This is a genomic window from Sphingomonas alpina (assembly GCF_014490665.1).
In the GTDB taxonomy this organism is placed as follows: Bacteria; Pseudomonadota; Alphaproteobacteria; order Sphingomonadales; family Sphingomonadaceae; genus Sphingomonas; species Sphingomonas alpina.
Window position 1 is genome coordinate 1,119,078 of the sequence record NZ_CP061038.1, and the last position, 18,774, is coordinate 1,137,851.

The window sequence follows — 18,774 nt, forward strand, 5'->3', positions numbered from 1 at the left end:
ATCAGATGTTATCCTGTCCCAGCCAGCACCCACGACAAAACGCCACCGCCCCCGGCTTAGTCAGGGGCGGTGACGTCATCCCTCTCACTGCGCAAATGTCAGCGCGGCGCGCGGGTCCAGGTCTGGGTCCGGCACAGGAACACCGCGATGCAGCCCTTCACCTTCAGCGTGCTGGGGTTCTCCAGCGTCAGCGAACCGGAGGTCGCGCCGTCGCCGGTATTGGGATCGTAAAGCGGGCCGCCCTTCCATTCGGTCGGGCCACCGGTGAAGCCGCTCAGGATACGCAGGCCCATCACCTTGCGCCCGCGCAACGCCGTGTCCGAATTGCGGATGTCGCGCTGGTCGGGATTGGCGCGGAGCGGATCGCCGTCGAGCACGCGGCCGCACAATGCCTTGCCGCAGCGATGGATCTCGACCACGCCGTTGCGCTGCTGGGTGCGCCATTTGCCGAGCAGGGCGCTGTCCGGCGAGGCGATCGCTGCGCCGGAGCCGAACAGCAGCAATGCCCCGGCAATGCCGGCCGAAAGATGAGTCTTCACACGGTTCTCCCTTGAATGATGCGGCGTCGCATTATGCAACTCCGAGCCCGAGACGTTGCTGGGACCGGGCGAGCAGGGCGCGTTCGTCATGCTGCCAGGGGTGGAATCCGGGTTTGAAATAGCCGATCCAGGCCGGGACGATGCGGCGCAATATGCCGTTCTTGCCGAACAGATATTTGATCGTGCGGCCCCAGATGCGCACACCGCGCAAGCCGTCCTGATGGTAAAGGTCGCGCATATTGGCTGCAATCGTCCCATACAGGATGAGCGAAGCCAATATCATGGCCCTGGTGCGCAGGAAATAGCGCCGCAACCCCGACCAGTCCGCCGTCACCGCCAGGAACGTGTCATAAGCGACTGCCTTGTGTTCGATCTCCTCGATCGCGTGCCAGCTCCACAACCGGCCGATATCGGCCGGGGCGGCATCCATGTCGCGGCTGTCATTGGCGAGCAGCTCATGCGCCAGCATCGCGGTGAAATGTTCCAGCGCGCAGGTCGCGGCAAGCTGATGATGCTTGCTGCGCTTGCGGGCGATGCCGAGCACTTTCTTCGTGCGGGATTCGAGCCGGTCGATTTCATAGCCGCTGTCGGCGGCGAGCTTGTTGAATGCGGCATGCTCGCGGCTGTGCACCGCTTCCTGCGCGACGAAGCCCTTGATCTGCATCTGTAGATGCGGGCTGACGTCGCGGCGGAAGGCGCGCACCGCGTCCATGAAGAATTTCTCGCCGGCCGGGAAGGTGCAGGACAGCGCGTTGAAGAAGGCCGAGGCAACAGGGTCGTTGCCATGCCACCAATGCGGATGGCCGGCCTGTTCCCGGTTGAAGCGCAGGTCGCGCAACGGAATCGGCAGATCGGGCGGGGTGAGGGTGGCCTGATTGGTCATGACTCGTCTCCATGTCGTATTGACATTGATGTCCGTATATCGATTTGAACATCAATGTCAATATAACGGATCGGGCACACGCCTTTGAACCCGCGCTTCATCTTGAAGGCAGGGCAGCCCGCGCGGACGAGCTCGGAAGGTTTAACGATTTTCGTTTGACCGGTCTGCTGCCTATTTTACAGCAAATATATGATATATAACATTATTTTATCTATCGCCGAAGCTGGCGCGGGATGAGATATGTTACATTGCTGGTGTAACATATCTCCCGTCGTCCATTCTCCCGGCTCGGCCGTTCAGGCGCCCGCCGGCGACGATTCAACGCATCCAGGCAATCGGGCATATCGCTTTTTCCGGATGAATGTCGGCCCGCTCTTTCTTGGTGTCGGAAACAGCATGGCCAAAGCGCGGTGAGCCAAGGGCCTTGTCCGCCGCCGTCGCTGCGCTGGAAACGAAAAGAGCGGCCCCGGATGGAATCCGGAGCCGCTCCAGCTCGATCATTGGAGGCTTACAGGGTGACGCGAACAGTCGCGCCAAAGGTGCGCGGGTTGCCGGGATAGCCCTGAATGATGCCGGTCGATTTCGTGTAGCCGAGCAGGTTGATGTAATAGCTCTTGTTGAATGCGTTCTCGACCCAGAGTTGCAGGTCGAGCTTGCGGTCGAGCAACTGCACGCCGGCGCGGAAGCTGGTCAGCGCATAGCCCTGGATCTCGGCCGACGGGTCCAGCGTGATGGTTGTGTTCTGCTTGGAGCGCCAGTTGATATCGACCAGCGCATAGCCCGTCACATCGGACGAGATGGCATGGGTGTAGTCGGCGGTCAGGTCGGTGGTCCATTTCGGCGCCCAGGCAACCTGGCGCCCGGTCAGGTCGCACGTCAGCGCGGTCGACTGGCCCGGGCAAACCGAATTGCGGAACGAGGAATAGACCGCATCATTATAGGCGACGAACCCCTTCAGATGCAGACCCTCCAGCGGCCAGGCTTCACCCTCCACTTCGACGCCCTGCGAGGTGAGCGATCCGACATTGGCGAGGAATTTGAGCGCGGTGTTGCCGACGCCCACCGCCTGGTTGGCCTGATAATTCTGCACCTTGGTCAGGAAGGCGGTCACGTTGATGAGCAGATGGCGGTCGAACCATTCGCTCTTGATGCCGGCTTCGACGTCATCGGCCTTCTCGCCCTTGACCGTCTGTCCGGCCCCCAGCGCGATGGCCGATGCGACCCCTGAATCCGGATTGCTCGAATTATAAGGCAACAGATTGAAGCCGGCCGATTTGTTGCCGCGGACATATTTTCCGAAGACCATCAGCGCGGAGTTGACCTTGAAATTGACGCCAAGCTCGCCCGACAGCGAGCTGTCCTTCAGGCTGGTGTCGACATGGCCGAGCTGCGCATTGGCGCCGCTTGGCGACAGCGCCCGCAACTGGGCGGTGGTCAAATTTCCGGGGTTGGATGCGACGACGCCGTCATAAAGCTGGCTACGGCGCTCCCAGGTCTGGCGCAGGCCGATATCGATCGCCACCCGGCGGTCGGCGTCGGGGTGCCAGGTGACATTGCCGAACAGGGCATCGGTGTCGGTGTGGAACACCGCTTGCGAGCGAAAGCCCGCACCGGTCAGCGCGGCGGCATAGGCGCCCTGCGCCCAGGTCTTGCCGCCGATCGTCGGGAACTGCGCCGCCGAGGGATTGGCCGCCCAGATATTATACTGGCTGCCGAAGCGAACGCGTGAATCCACTTGCAGCCGCTGGCGCGACAGGAAACCGCCCAGCGTGGCGACGATCGGCTTGTCGCTCGGCGTGGACCAGCGCAGTTCCTGCGAAAACTGGCGTTCCTTGTTGCACGACCCATAGTCGCTCAGCGCATCGAGCTGCGTATAGTCATTGTCGTTGTTGGTGAAGCAGGACCAGCGTTCATACGCCGTGATCGAGGTGAGATCGCCGGCAGAGCCCAGGCCAAGATTGATCTCGCCGCTGGTCGAGAACAGATCGGTCTGCGCCGTGAGCGGGCTGTCGATGTTGATCTTGCGGTCCTTGGCGTTGCTGGTCAGCAACGTATAGCCGGCGTCCGCCATGCGCTTCTGCAACGCCGCCGGGTTATAGATCGACAGGATCACCGGCGAGATGCTCGGGAAGCTCTGCCGGCCATAGGTGGCGATCAGGCGGATCGACAGATTGTCGGTCGGGGTGGCGAGCAGTTGGCCGCGCAGGCCCTGGCCCTGGCGGCCATTCTGCTTCTTGCCATTATAGACATTGGGGTAATTGCCGTCCTTGTCGCTGTAGAAACCCGACAGGCGCACTGCCAGCTTATCGTCGATCAGCGGGCCAGTCACGCTGCCCTTGAATTGATAGAAGCCCTCATTGCCGACCGTTGCTTCAGCGGTCGCGCCGAACTTGAAGCTGGGCTTCAGCGTGTTGATGATCACCGCGCCCGCGGTGGTGTTCTTGCCGAACAAGGTGCCCTGTGGCCCGCGCAGCAATTCGACATCGGCGATATCGTTGAAATCGCTCGAAACCATGCCCTGGCGGCCGGTATAGACGCCGTCGACGAAGATGCCGACCGACCCGTCGATGCCGTCGGTGTTGAAGCCGTTATTGCCGATCCCGCGAATGCCCAGATTGAGCTGCTTCGGGTTGGTCAGATAGACCGAGAAGGCCGGGAATTTGACCTGGAAATTGGTGAAGTTGACCAGGTTCTGCCGCGTCAGCTCGGCCGAACTGATCACGGTGATCGCGATCGGCACGGTCTGGACATTTTCGGACCGCTTGCGCGCAACCACGGTGATGTCGCCCAGCTCGCCTTCCGGCCCTGCCGCGTCGACAGCAACCGGGTCGGCGACAATCGCGGCATCGGCATCCTCCGGCGCGGGCGTGGCGGCCCAGGCCGTGCCGCTGGCCAGGCTCAACAGGCTTGCGGTCAGCAGGAAGATGCCGGCCTTGGCCTTGCCGGATCGAATGGTGGAAGGAAAAATCATCGCTACGCCCCCAGGGTGAATGGATCAGACGCAGGGGAGCAAGCGCCATCCCGAGCGCCGGGTGGCGTCAATTCTCGTCGATATTTTGTGTGTATCGTCCCTGAGTCGAGGCCGACCTAGGAAGCTTCCGTGTAGCAATTATGACAGTGTGAAGTGTTTCTGAAACATTTCTAGATTTGCAGACCAGGGCGTCCGGCTTCCACCGAAAAGCGCACCAGGTCGCGGATATCGGCATCCTCGCGCCGGGCGTCGCTCACCCCGCGAAAGGTCGTGACGCACAGGCCGGGGGTCAGGTCGACCCGCGCATAACCGCGCACTTCATTCTCGGCGAACTTCAGGCCGTTGGCTGCCGCCTGCGCCTTGAAGCTGGCGTCATTGAACAGCGAGGAGATCGATCCGCCGACGAATTCCGATCCGATCGCAGGCCCGTCGGGCTTGGCCGGGTCCTGGATGTCGGCGGCGGCAAAGGCGTGGATATCGCCGCCGAGCGCGAGCGGGTTGGCGGTACCGGCCTCGACCCAGCGGCGGAAGATGCGGTCGCGTGCAGCGGGATAGCCCGACCAGCTGTCGGCGGAAAATTGCGGGCCGCGTTCGGGATGGAGCGGGTCGATCCGGCCCTGCTGGCGCATCAGCGTCTGCTGCGCGAGCAGGTTCCACCGCGCCTTGCTCGTGCCGAGCCGGTCCATCAGCCATTGCTCCTGTACCGTGCCGAGCATGGTGCGGTCGCTCGAATAGAGATCGGGGCAGGGGCCGACCAGATTCTGATAGCGTTTATGCGCCGCGATCAGACCCTCGGGCTGGCATGCACGCGGCCCGCGATACTGGCGGTCGTCGATGATCTGGAACTGGGCCAGCGCGCCCCAGTCGAGCGTGCGGTAGAGTCGCATCGACGATCCCGACGGGCGTGTGGCGGCGCGCAGCGGCTGATGCTCGAAATAGGCCTGATAGGCGGCGGCGCGGCGGCGCAGGAACGCGACCGGGTCACTATTCTCCTGGTCGAGCGCATCGGCATAATCATTGGCGACCTCATGATCGTCCCAGGTCAGCGCCCAGGGCGCGGCCTGGTGCGCGGCCTGCAGCAGCGGGTCGAGCTTGTAGGTGGCGTAGCGCGCGCGATAACCGGGCAGATCGACCGGCTCGGGGTTGAGGTGCCGCCGCACGCCGAGATTATTGGGCGCGCCTTCATAGATGTAATCGCCCAGGAACAGGATCAGGTCGGGATCCTCCGCCACCATATGGCGATAGGCGGCATAATAGCCGGCCTCATATTTCTGGCACGACGAAAAGCACAGCCGCAGCCGGTCGACCGGCGCACCGGCGGCGGGCGCGGTGCGGGTCCGCCCCACCGCGCTGGTCTCGCCATTGGCGATGAAGCGGTACCAGTAACGCCGCGCGGGACGCAGGCCGGCGACATCGACATGCACGGAATGGCCGAACTCGGGCAGCGCACGAACCTGGCCGCTGCGCACGATCCGGCCGAACCGCTCATCCTCGGCCACTTCCCAGCGCACCGGGATGCTGATCGGCGGCAGGCCGCCATCATCGGCAAGCGGAGCAGGGGCAAGGCGAGTCCACAGCACAACGCCGTCGGCCAGCGGATCGCCTGATGCGACGCCCAGCGTGAACAGGCCATGCGGCAGCGGAACGGATCCGCGCGCACCGATCGACAGCAGGGCGGCGCTACCGGCGGCTCCGGTGATCAGTGAGCGGCGGCTGATATGGGGCATTTCGGTCTTTCGATAAGCGATTTCACTCCCCATCGGCTGATGATGTTGCGCGCCGATGACAGCGATCACCGGTGCGCTAGTTCATACCAGTTCGTATCGATCCTGCTCCCCTCCAATTTGGCTTCCCCGGCGAAGGCCGGGGCCCAGTCGGGAATGCCATAATGAAGGCGAGGGAACGCCAGCCAATCCATGTTTCGCGACTGGGCCCCGGCCTTCGCCGGGGAAGCACGTCAGAAGAACAGTCAGGTCGGTATTGTGCCATTCACGGCACGTTCTTCGCCAGCTCCGCCAGCCACGGCGCGGCGGTGCCGTCGGACGGCGCGCGCCAGTCCCCGCGCGGCGAGAGCGCCCCGCCGGCCGACACTTTCGGCCCATTGGGGATCGCCGAGCGCTTGAACTGGCTGGTGACGAAGAAACGGAACAGGAATTTCTCCAGCCAGCCCTTGATCGTCGCCAGGTCATATTGATGCCGCCCGTCGCGCGGGAAATCGATCGGCCAGCGCCCGGCCGCCGCATCGCGCCACGCATGCCAGGCGAGGAAGGCGATCTTCGACGGTGCCATGCCGTGGCGCACGATATAATGGACGAAGAAATCGTTCAGTTCGTATGGCCCGATCCGCGCTTCGGTGCTCTGCATCGCGCCGCTGGCATCGGCCGGGACCAGCTCGGGCGAAATCTCCTGGCCCAGGATCGCCTCGAGGATCGCATCGGTCTCGCGATCGAACTGATCGGTCTTGACGCACCAGCGGATCAGGAACTGGATCAACGTCTTGGGCACGCCGGCATTGACCGCATAATGGCTCATATGATCGCCGACGCCATAGGTGCACCAGCCCAGCGCCAGCTCCGACAAATCGCCGGTGCCGACCACCAGCCCGCTGCGCTGATTGGCGAGGCGGAACAGATAATCCGTGCGCAGGCCCGCCTGCACATTTTCGAAGGTCACGTCATAGATCGGCTCGCCACTGGCGAAGGGATGATCGATGTCGTGCAGCATCTGCTGTGCGGCGGGGCGGATGTCGATCTCGTCGCCGGCAATGCCGAGCGCGCGCATCAGCCGCCAGGCATTGCCCTTGCTCGCATCGCCGGTCGCAAAGCCCGGCATGGTGAAGCCCAGGATATGGTCGCGCGGCCGGCCGAGCCGGTCCATCGCCTTGGCCGCAACGATCAGCGCATGAGTCGAATCGAGCCCGCCCGACACGCCGATGACCAATGTTTCCGCCTTGGCCGCCTCGATCCGCTTGAGCAGGCCCTCGACCTGGATGTTGAACGCCTCGAAGCAATCGGCATCGAGCTTTTCCGGCGTGTTGGGCACGAACGGGAAGCGGCGCACCGCACGTTCCAGGCCGATATCGGCAAAGCCCGGCTTGTGCTCGAATGCGATGCGGCGGAACCGCGTCTCGGGATGGCCGGCAAGCGCAGCGCTGTCGTTGAAGGTCCCGACGCGCATGCGCTCCTGAAGCAGGCGACCGCAATCGACATCGGCATAGATGGTGTCGGCGCCGCGTTCGAAGCGCGCGGATTCGACCAGCAACTCACCCAGTTCATGGATCATGCCCTGGCCGTCCCATGCCATGTCGGTGGTGCTTTCGCCGGGCCCGGAGGCGGAGAAGATATAGGCACAGGCGGCGCGCGCGGATTGCGCCGCGCACAGCATCGCCCGCTCGCGCGCCTTGCCGACCACGATGTTGGACGCCGACAAATTGCAGCAGATCAGCGCCCCGGCCAGCGCGCCGGCGGTCGAGGGCGGCGTGGGGGCCCAGAAATCCTCGCAGATCTCGGCATGGAAAATGAAATGCGGCAAGTCGCTCGCGGCGAAGATCAGGTCGGTGCCGAACGGCGCGGTCTGGCCCGCCACTTCGATCTCGCCCGACTGGCCGGCCCCGCTCGCGAACCAGCGCTTCTCATAATATTCGCGGTAATTGGGCAGGAAGGTCTTGGGCACGACGCCGAGGATGCGGCCGCGCGCGATCACCACCGCGCAATTGTACAGCCGCCCGTTGCGCGGCAGCGCTGCGCCGACCAGCAGCACTGGGTGCAGCCTGGCGGACGCTGCGACCACCGCCGCGAGCGCATCATCGGTCGCGATGTGCAGCGCGTCCTGCAGGTGCAGATCGTCGATCGCATAGGAACTGATATTGAGTTCTGGAAAGACCAGCAGGTCGGCGCCGCGCTTATGTCCATCCTTGGCCAGCGCGATCGTCGCCGCGGCGTTCGCCGCCGGGTCGCCGACCGTGGCATGCGGGGTACAGGCGCCGGCGCGGATCAGGCCGTGGCTGTGGATCGAATGAAAGGGGTGGGTCTTCGCCATGCTCAGCGTTTAGCGGCCTTTCCGCGTCAACGCCACGGCTCCGACGGGGGCTTGCGCCCAAGATGTCCGGCGCGCTTTATTGGCATTAAGAGGGATATATGCGGATCGACTCGCTCAAATTGAAGGCGCAGCTTTTTTGCGGTGACGAGGCCGCGATCGGGCCGGGCAAGGCCGACCTGCTCGACGCGATCGAGCGCGAAGGATCGATCTCGGCCGCAGGCCGTGCACTGGGCATGAGCTATCGCCGCACCTGGCTGCTGGTCGACAGCATGAACCGCTGCTGGTCGGACCGGCTGGTCGAAACGGTCGCCGGCGGCGGACAAGCGCGGGGTGCGCGCCTCACTCCGGCGGGCCGGCATATATTGAAGGCTTATCGTGATCTGGAGACGGCGCTTGCCAGTGCCGCGAGCGCGCCGCTGGCGATCCTCGAACAGGAACTGCGCAAGGCTCCATTGCCGCCCGCCTGATCGGCCCGCTCAACTGAACTAGCACCTCGCCACACCGCGCTCTTTTCCTTGCGGCGTTGAGCTGTATACGGCGAGATATAGCAGTACGACAGCGATCGAAGGGGGACATATGCGGTTTTCGGCAATAGTGATGACAGGATCGATGCTGATGCTGGCGACGCCGGCCATGGCGCAGTCCACCACACCCGATGAAAAACCGCCGGTCGATAACGCCTTCGATCTCGGTCAGATCATCGTCACCGGCACGCGCGAGCCCGGCGTCGCGATTGGCGCATCGACCCTGTCGTCAGAGGCGATCTACGCCTTCAATCGCGTGACGCTCGATGAGGCCGTCAACATCATCCCCGGCGTCTCGTCCTCCAACAGCGGCGGATCGCGCAATGAACGGCTGATCTTCGTACGCGGCTTCGACCGGTTTCAGGTGCCGCTGTCGATCGACGGCATCCGTGTCTATCTGCCGGCCGACAACCGGCTCGATTATGGTCGCTTCCTCACCCCCGACATTGCCGAGGTGCAGGTGGCGAAGGGCTATGCCTCCGTGCTCGACGGTCCCGGCGGGATGGGCGGCGCGATCAATCTCGTCACGCGAAAGCCGACCAAGGCGCTGGAAGTCGAGACGCGCGGCACGCTCGATCTGGATCGCGGCGCGGATTATGCCGGCTATAATGTCTTCGGCCTGATCGGGACGAAGCAGGATAATTGGTATGCGCAGGCGAGCTATACGCGCAATTTCCGCGATCATTGGGATCTGGCCGGCGGTTTCGTGCCGACCGTCAATGAAAATGGCGGCGAGCGCGATTTCACCCGGACGGAGGATTCGCGGCTCAACCTGAAGGCTGGCTTCACGCCCAATGAGACCGACGAATATTCGATCAGTTACACCCGGCAAAAGGGCGCCAAGAACGCGCCGCTCCACATCACTGACGGCATCGCCACCCAGCGCAACTGGAGCTGGCCCTATTGGAACATCGACAGCGTCTATTTTCTTTCGACCACAGCGCTTGGCGATCACGCCACGCTGAAGACGCGGATCTTCTACAACACCTTCGACAATCTGCTGCGCTCGTTCGACAACCGCACTCAGGCGACCCAGACCCTGGGTCGCGCCTTCAACAGCTATTATGAGGATGATGCCTATGGCGGCTCGGCGCAGCTCAGTGTCGACCTTACGCCCGCCGACACCTTCAGTCTCGCCGCGCATTACCGCCGTGACCGCCATGTCGAGTATCAGCAGGGCTTCCCAAGCGGCGCCACCGAGCCGCGCCAGACCAATGTCGAGGACACCTACAGCATCGCCGCCGAGAACCGGCTGGCGCTCTCGCCGACCTTGTCGTTCGTGGCCGGGGCCAGCTTCGACTGGCGCGACCTGAAGCGTGCCGAAGAATATGGCGTACCGGCAAGCGGTGGCCCGCAGCGTCTGTTCAGCTATCCGATCCGCAACACCGACGCGTTCAACGCACAGAGCCAACTGATCTGGACGCCCGACAGCGCGACCCGGCTCTATGCGAGCATTTCGTCGCGCGCGCGCTTTCCGACCATCTTCGAGCGTTTCAGCACGCAGTTCGGCACCGCTGCATCCAACCCCGGCCTCAACCCCGAACGCGCGACCAATTACGAGATCGGCGGCAGCCGCCAGTTCGGCGCGCTGCGGATCGAGGGCGCGCTCTTCTACAGCGATATCAGCGATGCGATCGTTTCGGTCCGGCCGGCGGGGTCTTCCGCCACCACCACCCGGCGCGAAAATCTCGGCAAGGCGGAATATTATGGCGGGGAAATCTCAGCCACAGCCCGGCTTGGATCGACGCTGCAACTCGGCGCGAACTATACCTATACCCATCGCAGTTTCAACATCCGCCCAAAGCCGGGCAGCATTCTGCCGACCCTGTTCGAACTGACCGACGTGCCCGACCATAAGGCGTTCCTCTATGCCGACTGGTCGCCGGTCGGGCCCGTACATATCGTGCCGAGCATCGACCTGGCATCCGATCGCACCACATTGGTCTCGACCGGGCTGCGCTATTACCGCACCGGCAGCTATGCCGTGGCCAATCTGCGTGTCGATTACGAGGTGATCGACGGCGTGCAAATCGGTGTCGGCGCGCGCAATCTGCTCGACGACAATTACCAGCTGGTCGACGGCTTCCCTGAAGCGGGGCGCAGCTTCTTCGCCAGTTTGCGTGCGCGCTATTAGAGCGGGATGACATTTGAATCTTCTACCGTCATCCCCGAGAAAGCGGGGATCCCGCTCCTCCTTTTTCTGGCTGTGTGGCGAGATACCGGGATCCCCGCTTTCGCGGGGATGACGGTGGGGCGTTCCCCTAAATCATCGACGCTTTAAGACCGACTATGGCATTTACCGTTCGGGCCGGGCCAGCATCTCCTCGGTCGCTGTGAAGGCCGACCGCTGTCCTGGTACGGCCGGCACGTCCGTCGCGAAATAAGCGACGCCGGTGCCGCGTTTGCGGTCGACCCACAGGCCCGAATACAGGCCGTAAGCGTCGCCGGCATGACCCCATTGGTGGCGCCGATCCCCGAACGGATCGTCACGGCAATCCTTGATCCCGGTGGCCAGGAACGCGACATCGAGGCCGTAGCTGCAATGGAAGCCCTTCAGCGTGTCTCCATTGCTGCCGTCGAACGTCCATAGCGGCTTTTCGAGTTGTGCGATCGAGCGCCGGCCGAGCAGCCGGACGCCATCCAGCGTGCCGCCGTTCAGCAGCAACCGCCCGATCTTCGCCAGCCCGCGCGCGGAGATGCGCAAGCCACCCTGGGGCGAGAAGATCCCGCCATTCACGCCCGCGCGCCAGCGCGAGAGGTCGCAGCTCCCGTCGCTGGCGGGCTGGACCGGGCAGGCGGGTTTCGCACCGCGATTGTCGTCCTTCGCCGGCTCGCCCGCGCGATACTGCACCACTGCCCGGGCCGCGACCGTGTCACTGCAATTCGCCCAATTATAGCAGGCATGGATTTTCAGCGGCGCGAGCACCAGCCGGTCCATCAGCCGGTCGAAGCGCTCCCCCGTCGCGCGCTCCATCACTGCGGCGATGATCGGCGAGTTGAGGTTGGTGTAGCGGAAGAAACTGCCCGGCGCGTGGTCGGCGTCCCACGCCTTGGGATCGGCAATCACCGTGCGAAGATCCGCGTCGAGCGGCAGGACGTAGTCGACGCCGTCGGTCAGGCTCGAGCGGTGCGACATCAGCAGCCGCAGTGTGATCCTGCGGTCGGGAAAAGCCGGATTGCGCAAGCTCCAGCCGAGCAGGGTCGAGACATCGGCATCAAGGTCGAGCTTGTGCTGCTCGACCAGCCGCATCACCCCGATCGCCATGACCAGCTTGGAAATCGAGGCGACCCGCACCGGATCGTCGGCGGTTACGGCACGCTGGTTGGCGAGATCTGCAACCCCCGAGACGCTGACCGTAGTTTCGCCTTTGCGGTCGAACGCCACGCGAACCGTCGCGACAGGCTGCGCGGCGGTGGCAAGCAGGGCGATCGAAAGCATCATGCGAGCATCTCTGACAATGCCCGGCTCCATCCTGGACAGGATGGAGCCGGCATGCCGATCAACGCAACTGGAAGCGAACGCCGACGCGGAAGGCGCGGCCGAGCATGTCCGAAAAAGTGCTGTTCGCCGCCAGGCCAGTCTCCGGCACCAGCAGCGGCGCACGATCGAACACATTCGTCACGTTCAGGAAGAGCTGCGCTTCCGAGGAACTGCTCGCCTTGATCTTCTGCGTCAGGTTGAAATCGACATAGAACAGCCCCGAGACATGGTTGTCGTCATAGGTCGGATGCTGGTTCGCTACTGCGGTGGTCGGGTAAACGGGACATCCGGTCTGACATTCGATGCCGTTGGCGGCATATTTGCCCGAACTCACGCCACGCCCCACCAAACTGATCGCGGTGCTTTCCGTGTCGTAGGTTGCGCTCGCGCGGAAGATCCAGGTCGGCGTGCTGTACTGGCCGCCGTTCGTGCCGACCGTATTGAACACCAGAGTGCCCGGAATGCCGGGGTCGCTGAGATTCTCAATGTAACGTGTCGCCACGCCGCGCAGCGTGAAGTTCCCCGTCGCTTTTGCGAAGATGCTGTTGAGCGGCAGGCGATAAGAAGCGTCGAAATCGATGCCGCGCACCAGTTTGCGCGAAAAATTGAACGGCTGATTACGGATCAGGATGCGTGCAGCATTGTTGGGGTCCTGCGTGATGATGGCGCAATATTCCGCCCGCCCCTCGAAGCAGCGATTGACGATATCCTGCGCAGTGAGCGTGTCGATCGCATCCTTCATGTCGATGCGGAAATAATCGACCGACAGGTTGAAGCCGCGCAGGAACCTTGGCGATAGGACTGCACCGATATTCCAGGAATCCGCTTTTTCGGCACGCAGGTTCGGATTGCCCAGGCTCAGCGCCGAATAGGAGATGCTCGTCCCATAGTTGCCGCCATTTGGCCCCTTGCCGGCTCCGAAAGGATTGTTGACGGCATCTGTGTTCGACGAGCCGGCCTGATACAGTTCATTGAGGTTGGGCGCGCGGATATCGCGCGAGCGCGTCACGCGGAATCGGATGTCCTCGATTGGCTTCCAGGTCGCGCCTGCCTTCCACGTCGTGACATAGCCTGACGTCGAATAGTCGGTTGCGCGCACCGCGCCATTGAACTCCAGGCCCAGCCCCACTGGAACGACGGTTTCGAGATAGGCTTCCTTCACATTATATTTGCCGTTGGTCGGCAGATAATTGCCCACCGACCAAGTATTGGTCGTGGTGAGGCCGCCGGTGGGATTGGCGGTGACGGTCGGCTGGAATTGGGCGGGGACGAAGCCGCTGATCTTTTCCTCGCGATATTCGCCGCCGATCGCGATGCTGACGTCACCGGCCCAGGTTGCGAACGGCGTCAGCGACAGATTGGCGCCGAACACTTTTTGCTCGGCAACCTCATCGCGATAGGGGTTACCCAAGATGTACGCGATCGCCGCTGGATCGGCGACGCCAATGCCGAGCCGATTGAGCGGCCGGCAATTGGGATCATTGTTCGTAGCGACTGCATCGACGTTGATGCGGCATTGGATCGAGCCCACGGCATAGCCGCCCGGATTGCCGGCCTGGGCGAAGACGGCATCGACCGCGCTTGCTGTGCGTTGCGTGTGCATGATGTTGGTCAGTTCTTCGTGCAACTCGGCGCGGCCATATTGCCCGTAAATATCCCAGTGAGCCGGTTTGCCGAACGCTTCGAACTTGCCCTCGGCGCCGATCACATAGCGTTGCACCTTTCGCTCATTCTCTACGCCGCGGTACGGGAGGTCGGCCGCGGTCGTACCGATCGTCACGCCGGTGATCCCTGCCAGCCGTGCGGCGCCGAGCGCATTGATCAGATAGGCATTATCCGCCGCCAATGTGCTGGCGCCTGCGCTGCCGGCGCCGACATTGCGGCTATCAAAAGCTGTCGTTGTGGACGCGAGGTTTGGACCGGCGTTGAACACGACCTTCTGGCGATTGTACGATCCTTCGGCGAACAATTCGATCCCATCGCCGATCTCGTAGCTCAGTCGCCCGAACACACCATAGCGGTCGTCCTGGGGATCGAGACCGATCCGCCGGCCGGAATCATTGACCTGCCAGCTGCCGCCTTGGGTCAGTGTCGGCGGGGTGCCGCCATTCGGTGAAGCAAAGGTCAGCGCGCCATATTGATATTGCTGAACCTGACCGCCCTGGCCGAAATAGATGCCGCGCAGCTGGTTCGCCGTGCCGCCGGACGAATTGAGGATCAGGCTGCCCGGGGTCGAGTTCGCCGCGCCGACTTGCCGGCGAATCAGATATCGCGGGGTGGTGCTGCCGTTCACCCAGTTTGGATCCTGGATGCGCACATAGCCCGTCGCGTTCCAGTCGCGATCGACCTGGAAGATGCCGTCGCGATGCGCGAGTTCCCCGCTCAGCAGGATATGACCACGCCCACCCGCGAACGAATGCCCGGCTGTTGCTTCGAACGAATAGTTGCGGCCATCGCCGTGCGTGGTGATGCCGCTGTCGGCCGACAGCTTCAGCCCCTGATATTTCTTGTCGAGGACGAAGTTGACGACGCCGGCGACGGCGTCCGAACCATAAGCCGCCGACGCACCGCCCGTGACGATCTCGACGCTCTTGATCAGGCCTTGCGGGATCGTGTTGACGTCGACCAGTCCCGTAATTGTCGAGCCCACCGAGCGCCGGCCGTCGAGCAATACCAGCGTGCGGGTTTCGCCCAGATTGCGCAGGTTGAGTGCGTTGATGCCCGCCTGGCCGCTGCTGAGGTTCAGGCGCGAATTGGCTGGGCGCGTCGATCCCGCGAGCGACGGCAACTGGTTGACGAAATCGGCGACGTTATTGGACGGCGACTGGTTCAGGATTTCTTCCTGAGTCATCACTGTGAGCGGTGTCGGCGCCTGGAAGCCGTCCCGGATGATGCGCGTGCCGGTGACAACGATCTCGCTATTGTCCTGCTCTGCGGCGGGCTGAGCAGGCGCGTCCTGCGTGCTTTGCGCGACTGCGGCACCCGGCAGCGCACAGGTCAGGGCGGCGAAAGCGGTGCCCGAAACCAGGACCGATTTGAGCGACTTGGAACTAATCATGTTATGAACCCCCGTGAACCACGCATTGCCCGTGCGTCCGATTGCATTAAGTAACAAGAATGTTGCGCTGCTCCATAGTTTCTGTGGGGTGAGCCATAGCCTTATGGCATGCATCCCTTGAAACATGGCCAATAGCGTTGCGCCTGTGCCACAGTGCGGCATTGACTGATCTTTATGGGCGGTCGAGCGTGCTGCCGACCCTGGCCGATGGAGCTGTGATGCCGCCTGTTCTGACCCTAGTTCCCGGCGCTCCGTCTTGACTGAAGCTGCATCGACCGGGGCGGCTGCACCCGCCATCCGGCCGGGCCTCGGCCGCATGGCGCTGTACGTGCTGCTCGGCTTTTCCGCCGGCTTGCCCTTCTACATGTTCTCGACGGTGCTGCAGCTTCGCCTGACGGCTCATGGCATCGAACTTGTCGTGATCGGTTTCTTCGGCTGGGTGCAATTGCTGCCGACGTTCAAATTCCTGTGGGCGCCGCTGCTCGACCGGTTCGACGTGCCGGGTTTCGGTCGTTTTTGGGGCAAGCGGCGCGGCTGGATCATGCTGTCGCAGCTCGGCATTTTCACCTCGATGGCGGCGATGGCGTTTACCGCGGCCGACAAAAGCCTCGCAGTGACGGCCCTGTTTGCCGTGCTGCTGGCCTTCTGGACGACGACGCTGGAGGTCGCGGCCGATGCCTGGCGTATCGAACTCGCGCCGACCCAGGACGAGCAGGGGCCGATCGTCGCCGCCAATTTATGGGGATATCGTACCGCAATGGTCGCGGCGGGCAGCGGCGCGCTGCTCGTCGCCGACCAGGCCGGCTGGACACAGGCCTATCTGCTGATCGCGACGGCGGCATTCCTGCCATTCCCGCTGCTGGTGGGAATGCGCCCGGAGATAAAGGGCAGCGGGGGACGCTGGGTGGCATTGGCGACCGGGCTGGTCGCGAGCGCGGTGATCCTCGCGGTCGCGGCGGCCGTGACGGCGGCGATCGGGTCGGTGGTGCTGCAACTCGCCGCCGCCGCCGGGATCAGCTCGAAAAGCAATGTGACCCCGGTCGTGCTGATCATCTGCATGGTGCCGTTCATCATCATGGCGCTGACGCTACGGACGATCCGCAGCGCGCCGCCGACGGCCTGGTTTCGCAAGTCTCCCGCGATCGGCCCCTATGTCGATATCTTCTGGCGCTTCGGTTATGGCGCGCTGGCGATCCTCGCCTTTGTATCGCTGTACCGGATGGGCGACGTACTCGCGCTCAATCTTTCCAAGCCGCTGGTCAAATCGATCGGCTATACGCTGACACAGATCGGCACCGCGGATGGCCTTGTCGCCTTGCTTTCGAGCATGGCGGGCGTGGCGCTGGGCGGTTGGCTGACGACGCGCTGGTCGCAGTCGTGGACGCTCGCGCTCGGTGCGGCGCTCGCCGCATTCGGCAATTTCGGCTTTGTCTGGCTGGCGCATCAGGCCCCGAGCAACACCGTCCTCTATATCGCGACCGCCGCCGATCAGTTCGGCAACGGCTTCGCCGGCGCCGTGTTCGTCGTCTATCTCTCGATGCTGGTGAACCCGCGTTACCCCGGGGCGCAATATGCCTTTCTGTCGGGCTTCGCATTCCTGCTGGCGCGGCTCCTTGCCGGGGCAGTGGGCTCGATGCAGAAAGCCATCGGCTATGACGCCTTCTTCGTCATGTCCGGCGTGCTGAGCCTCGCTGCGATCCTGTTCCTGCCGATCATCGGCCGGATGAAACCGCGCGCGCCGGATCATGACACGATATGATGCAGGAACTGGTCGAACGGGCTTTCGCGCCCGCAGCAGCCGCGGTCGCCGATGGCCGCATCCCGGGCGCCATGCTTGGCGTGCTCGCTGCCGACGGACAGCGCGCCGTGAAGCTCGCCGGTCACGCCGCATTGGTGCCCGAACCTGAGTTGCTGACCGAGGATCACTGGTTCGACCTCGCCTCGGTCTCCAAAGTCATCGCCACCACCACGATGATCCTGCGCCTTGCCGATCAGGGGCGGATCGATCTCGATCGCCCGCTGACCGACGCGATCCCCGATCTGCGCCAATATGACCTGCTCAATGCAGCCGAACGCAAACTGACCTTCCGCGACTGCCTCGCGCATCGCAGTCACCTGCCGGCGGTCGAGCCGATCTATACCTATGGCGACGATCCCGCCCGGCTGCGCGCCTTCGTGTTGCAGCGCGAATGGAAACAGGGGCCTTCGGTCTATTCCGACATCAATTATATCCTGCTCGGCATCGCGATCGAGCGCATCACCGGCGCCTCGCTCTCGGACTGGCCGCTCGCTCCCGGCCTGAGTTACGGCCCACCGCCCGGACCGGCGGTTGCGACCGAGGCCTGCACCTGGCGCGGCCGCGTTCTGAAAGGCGAGGTGCATGACGAGAATTGCGCCGCGCTCGGCGGCGATGCGGGCCATGCCGGCCTGTTCGGCACCGTCGCCGGCGTACTGGATTTCGCGCAAGGCCTGCTCGACGGCAGCGGTGCGTCGCCGGCCATGCTCAAGGCAATCCGCGAGCCGGCCAATGGCGACCGCACCTGCGGCTGGGAACGCCGCTTCGCCGGCTGGCCCGGCGGCGATGCCTGCTCGCCAGAGACGATCGGCCATACCGGTTTCACCGGCACCGGGTTGTGGATCGATTTCGAGCGTGGCCTGGCCTGGACCCTGCTCACCAACCGCGTGCACCCGACGCGCCACCGCGACAGCGGCATCTTCGTGCTGCGGCCGGCGATCGGGGATGCGGTGGTGAATGCCTGGGAAGAGGTGAAGGGCTAGGGCAGGGTGACCTTGACTAACTCGTCACCGTCATTCCCGCGAAAGCGGGAATCCCGCTTCTTCTTCTTCTTATTATTATTATTCTGGCTATGGCCAAGCAGCGGGATCCCCGCTTTCGCGGGGATGACAGAGGAAGATATACTTGGAGCTATCCAAGGCGAGGTGCTCGCGATGTGAACTTAGGTCGTGAACCCATAAAGGCTGGCGCGGTCAATTGGCGGTGTCGAGGGCCTTGTGAAGGTTCCTGAGGATTTCGTCGCCCTCGGCTGAGCCAGAGATAAGGCAGGGATCATCCCACTCGTTCTGAAAGGTGAAACTGCATCCGCCGAACCGATATTCGGCAGATGTCGGATATTGCCGCTTGTCGGGCACGCCGTAGTGGTCGCGAATGGCCGATTCCACCGACGGCAGGTCCATGGGCTCGAACTCCAGCGAGTAGTGTCCGTTCGATAAAGGGAGCAGTGTTACCGCCATCGACTATGGATGCGAGCACAACGGTTCG

The 18,774-nt window shown here is 63.4% G+C and carries 13 protein-coding genes; 4 read left to right on the top strand and 9 right to left on the bottom strand.

Features of this window, described 5'->3' with window-relative positions; genetic code table 11:
* Positions 1-98: 98 nt before the first annotated feature.
* The 6 genes from H3Z74_RS05180 to H3Z74_RS05205 all read right to left on the bottom strand — a co-directional run bounded on the left by H3Z74_RS05180 (position 99) and on the right by H3Z74_RS05205 (position 8,431).
* Positions 99-539: a DUF2147 domain-containing protein gene (locus tag H3Z74_RS05180; RefSeq protein WP_229726904.1), complete on the bottom strand. Its 441-nt coding sequence runs from the start codon at positions 537-539 to the stop codon at positions 99-101.
* 31 nt (positions 540-570) lie between these two features.
* The gene (locus tag H3Z74_RS05185; RefSeq protein ID WP_187762890.1) at positions 571-1,422 is read right to left on the bottom strand and encodes a metal-dependent hydrolase; all 852 of its coding nucleotides are present in this window, start codon (positions 1,420-1,422) and stop codon (positions 571-573) included.
* A gap of 318 nt (positions 1,423-1,740) precedes the next feature.
* Entirely contained in the window at positions 1,741-1,923 is a 183-nt protein-coding gene (locus tag H3Z74_RS05190; RefSeq protein ID WP_187762891.1) for a hypothetical protein, read from the bottom strand.
* 7 nt (positions 1,924-1,930) lie between these two features.
* Positions 1,931-4,393: a TonB-dependent receptor gene (locus H3Z74_RS05195; RefSeq protein ID WP_187762892.1), complete on the bottom strand. Its 2,463-nt coding sequence runs from the start codon at positions 4,391-4,393 to the stop codon at positions 1,931-1,933.
* A gap of 170 nt (positions 4,394-4,563) precedes the next feature.
* Positions 4,564-6,120: an alkaline phosphatase D family protein gene (locus H3Z74_RS05200; RefSeq protein ID WP_187762893.1), complete on the bottom strand. Its 1,557-nt coding sequence runs from the start codon at positions 6,118-6,120 to the stop codon at positions 4,564-4,566.
* Between the two features lie 262 nt (positions 6,121-6,382).
* The gene (locus H3Z74_RS05205; RefSeq protein ID WP_187762894.1) at positions 6,383-8,431 is read right to left on the bottom strand and encodes an NAD(+) synthase; all 2,049 of its coding nucleotides are present in this window, start codon (positions 8,429-8,431) and stop codon (positions 6,383-6,385) included.
* Positions 8,432-8,529: 98 nt separating this feature from the next.
* Here H3Z74_RS05205 and H3Z74_RS05210 point away from each other — a divergent pair, with 98 nt between their 5' ends.
* Both H3Z74_RS05210 and H3Z74_RS05215 read left to right on the top strand, forming a co-directional pair.
* Positions 8,530-8,898: a winged helix-turn-helix domain-containing protein gene (locus tag H3Z74_RS05210; protein WP_187762895.1), complete on the top strand. Its 369-nt coding sequence runs from the start codon at positions 8,530-8,532 to the stop codon at positions 8,896-8,898.
* Between the two features lie 130 nt (positions 8,899-9,028).
* Positions 9,029-11,089, top strand: a complete 2,061-nt coding sequence (locus H3Z74_RS05215; RefSeq protein WP_229726905.1) for a TonB-dependent receptor plug domain-containing protein — start codon at positions 9,029-9,031, stop codon at positions 11,087-11,089.
* Positions 11,090-11,251: 162 nt separating this feature from the next.
* On the opposite strand, the gene H3Z74_RS05220 is transcribed toward H3Z74_RS05215, so the two are convergent.
* Both H3Z74_RS05220 and H3Z74_RS05225 read right to left on the bottom strand, forming a co-directional pair.
* Positions 11,252-12,394 (bottom strand): serine hydrolase domain-containing protein, encoded by a 1,143-nt coding sequence (locus H3Z74_RS05220; protein ID WP_187762897.1) that lies wholly within the window; start codon positions 12,392-12,394, stop codon positions 11,252-11,254.
* 61 nt (positions 12,395-12,455) lie between these two features.
* On the bottom strand, positions 12,456-15,494 hold the full coding sequence (locus tag H3Z74_RS05225; protein WP_187762898.1) for a TonB-dependent receptor plug domain-containing protein: 3,039 nt from the start codon (positions 15,492-15,494) through the stop codon (positions 12,456-12,458).
* Between the two features lie 256 nt (positions 15,495-15,750).
* On the opposite strand from H3Z74_RS05225, the gene H3Z74_RS05230 reads away from it, so the two are divergent.
* Positions 15,751-17,253, top strand: coding sequence for an MFS transporter (locus tag H3Z74_RS05230; RefSeq protein ID WP_229726906.1), 1,503 nt, complete (start codon positions 15,751-15,753; stop codon positions 17,251-17,253).
* Positions 17,253-18,272 carry a serine hydrolase domain-containing protein gene (locus H3Z74_RS05235; RefSeq protein WP_390901765.1) on the top strand — a complete coding sequence of 340 codons (1,020 nt, stop codon included), beginning with the start codon at positions 17,253-17,255 and terminating at the stop codon, positions 18,270-18,272. Before H3Z74_RS05230 ends, H3Z74_RS05235 begins: the two co-directional genes overlap by 1 nt.
* Before the next feature lie 210 nt (positions 18,273-18,482).
* Here the strand turns inward: H3Z74_RS05235 and H3Z74_RS05240 are convergent, their stop codons facing one another.
* Entirely contained in the window at positions 18,483-18,746 is a 264-nt protein-coding gene (locus H3Z74_RS05240; RefSeq protein ID WP_187762900.1) for a hypothetical protein, read from the bottom strand.
* Positions 18,747-18,774: the final 28 nt, after the last annotated feature.

Excerpts from the sequence above, each read along its gene's own strand:
- H3Z74_RS05185 (WP_187762890.1), bottom strand. The coding sequence starts at position 1,422 with ATGACCAATCAGGCCACCCTCACCCCGCCCGATCTGCCGATTCCGTTG.
- H3Z74_RS05190 (WP_187762891.1), bottom strand. The coding sequence starts at position 1,923 with ATGATCGAGCTGGAGCGGCTCCGGATTCCATCCGGGGCCGCTCTTTTC.
- H3Z74_RS05195 (WP_187762892.1), bottom strand. The coding sequence starts at position 4,393 with ATGATTTTTCCTTCCACCATTCGATCCGGCAAGGCCAAGGCCGGCATC.
- H3Z74_RS05200 (WP_187762893.1), bottom strand. The coding sequence starts at position 6,120 with ATGCCCCATATCAGCCGCCGCTCACTGATCACCGGAGCCGCCGGTAGC.
- H3Z74_RS05205 (WP_187762894.1), bottom strand. The coding sequence starts at position 8,431 with ATGGCGAAGACCCACCCCTTTCATTCGATCCACAGCCACGGCCTGATC.
- H3Z74_RS05210 (WP_187762895.1), top strand. The coding sequence starts at position 8,530 with ATGCGGATCGACTCGCTCAAATTGAAGGCGCAGCTTTTTTGCGGTGAC.
- H3Z74_RS05215 (WP_229726905.1), top strand. The coding sequence starts at position 9,029 with ATGACAGGATCGATGCTGATGCTGGCGACGCCGGCCATGGCGCAGTCC.
- H3Z74_RS05220 (WP_187762897.1), bottom strand. The coding sequence starts at position 12,394 with ATGCTTTCGATCGCCCTGCTTGCCACCGCCGCGCAGCCTGTCGCGACG.
- H3Z74_RS05225 (WP_187762898.1), bottom strand. The coding sequence starts at position 15,494 with ATGATTAGTTCCAAGTCGCTCAAATCGGTCCTGGTTTCGGGCACCGCT.
- H3Z74_RS05235 (WP_390901765.1), top strand. The coding sequence starts at position 17,253 with ATGCAGGAACTGGTCGAACGGGCTTTCGCGCCCGCAGCAGCCGCGGTC.
- H3Z74_RS05240 (WP_187762900.1), bottom strand. The coding sequence starts at position 18,746 with ATGGCGGTAACACTGCTCCCTTTATCGAACGGACACTACTCGCTGGAG.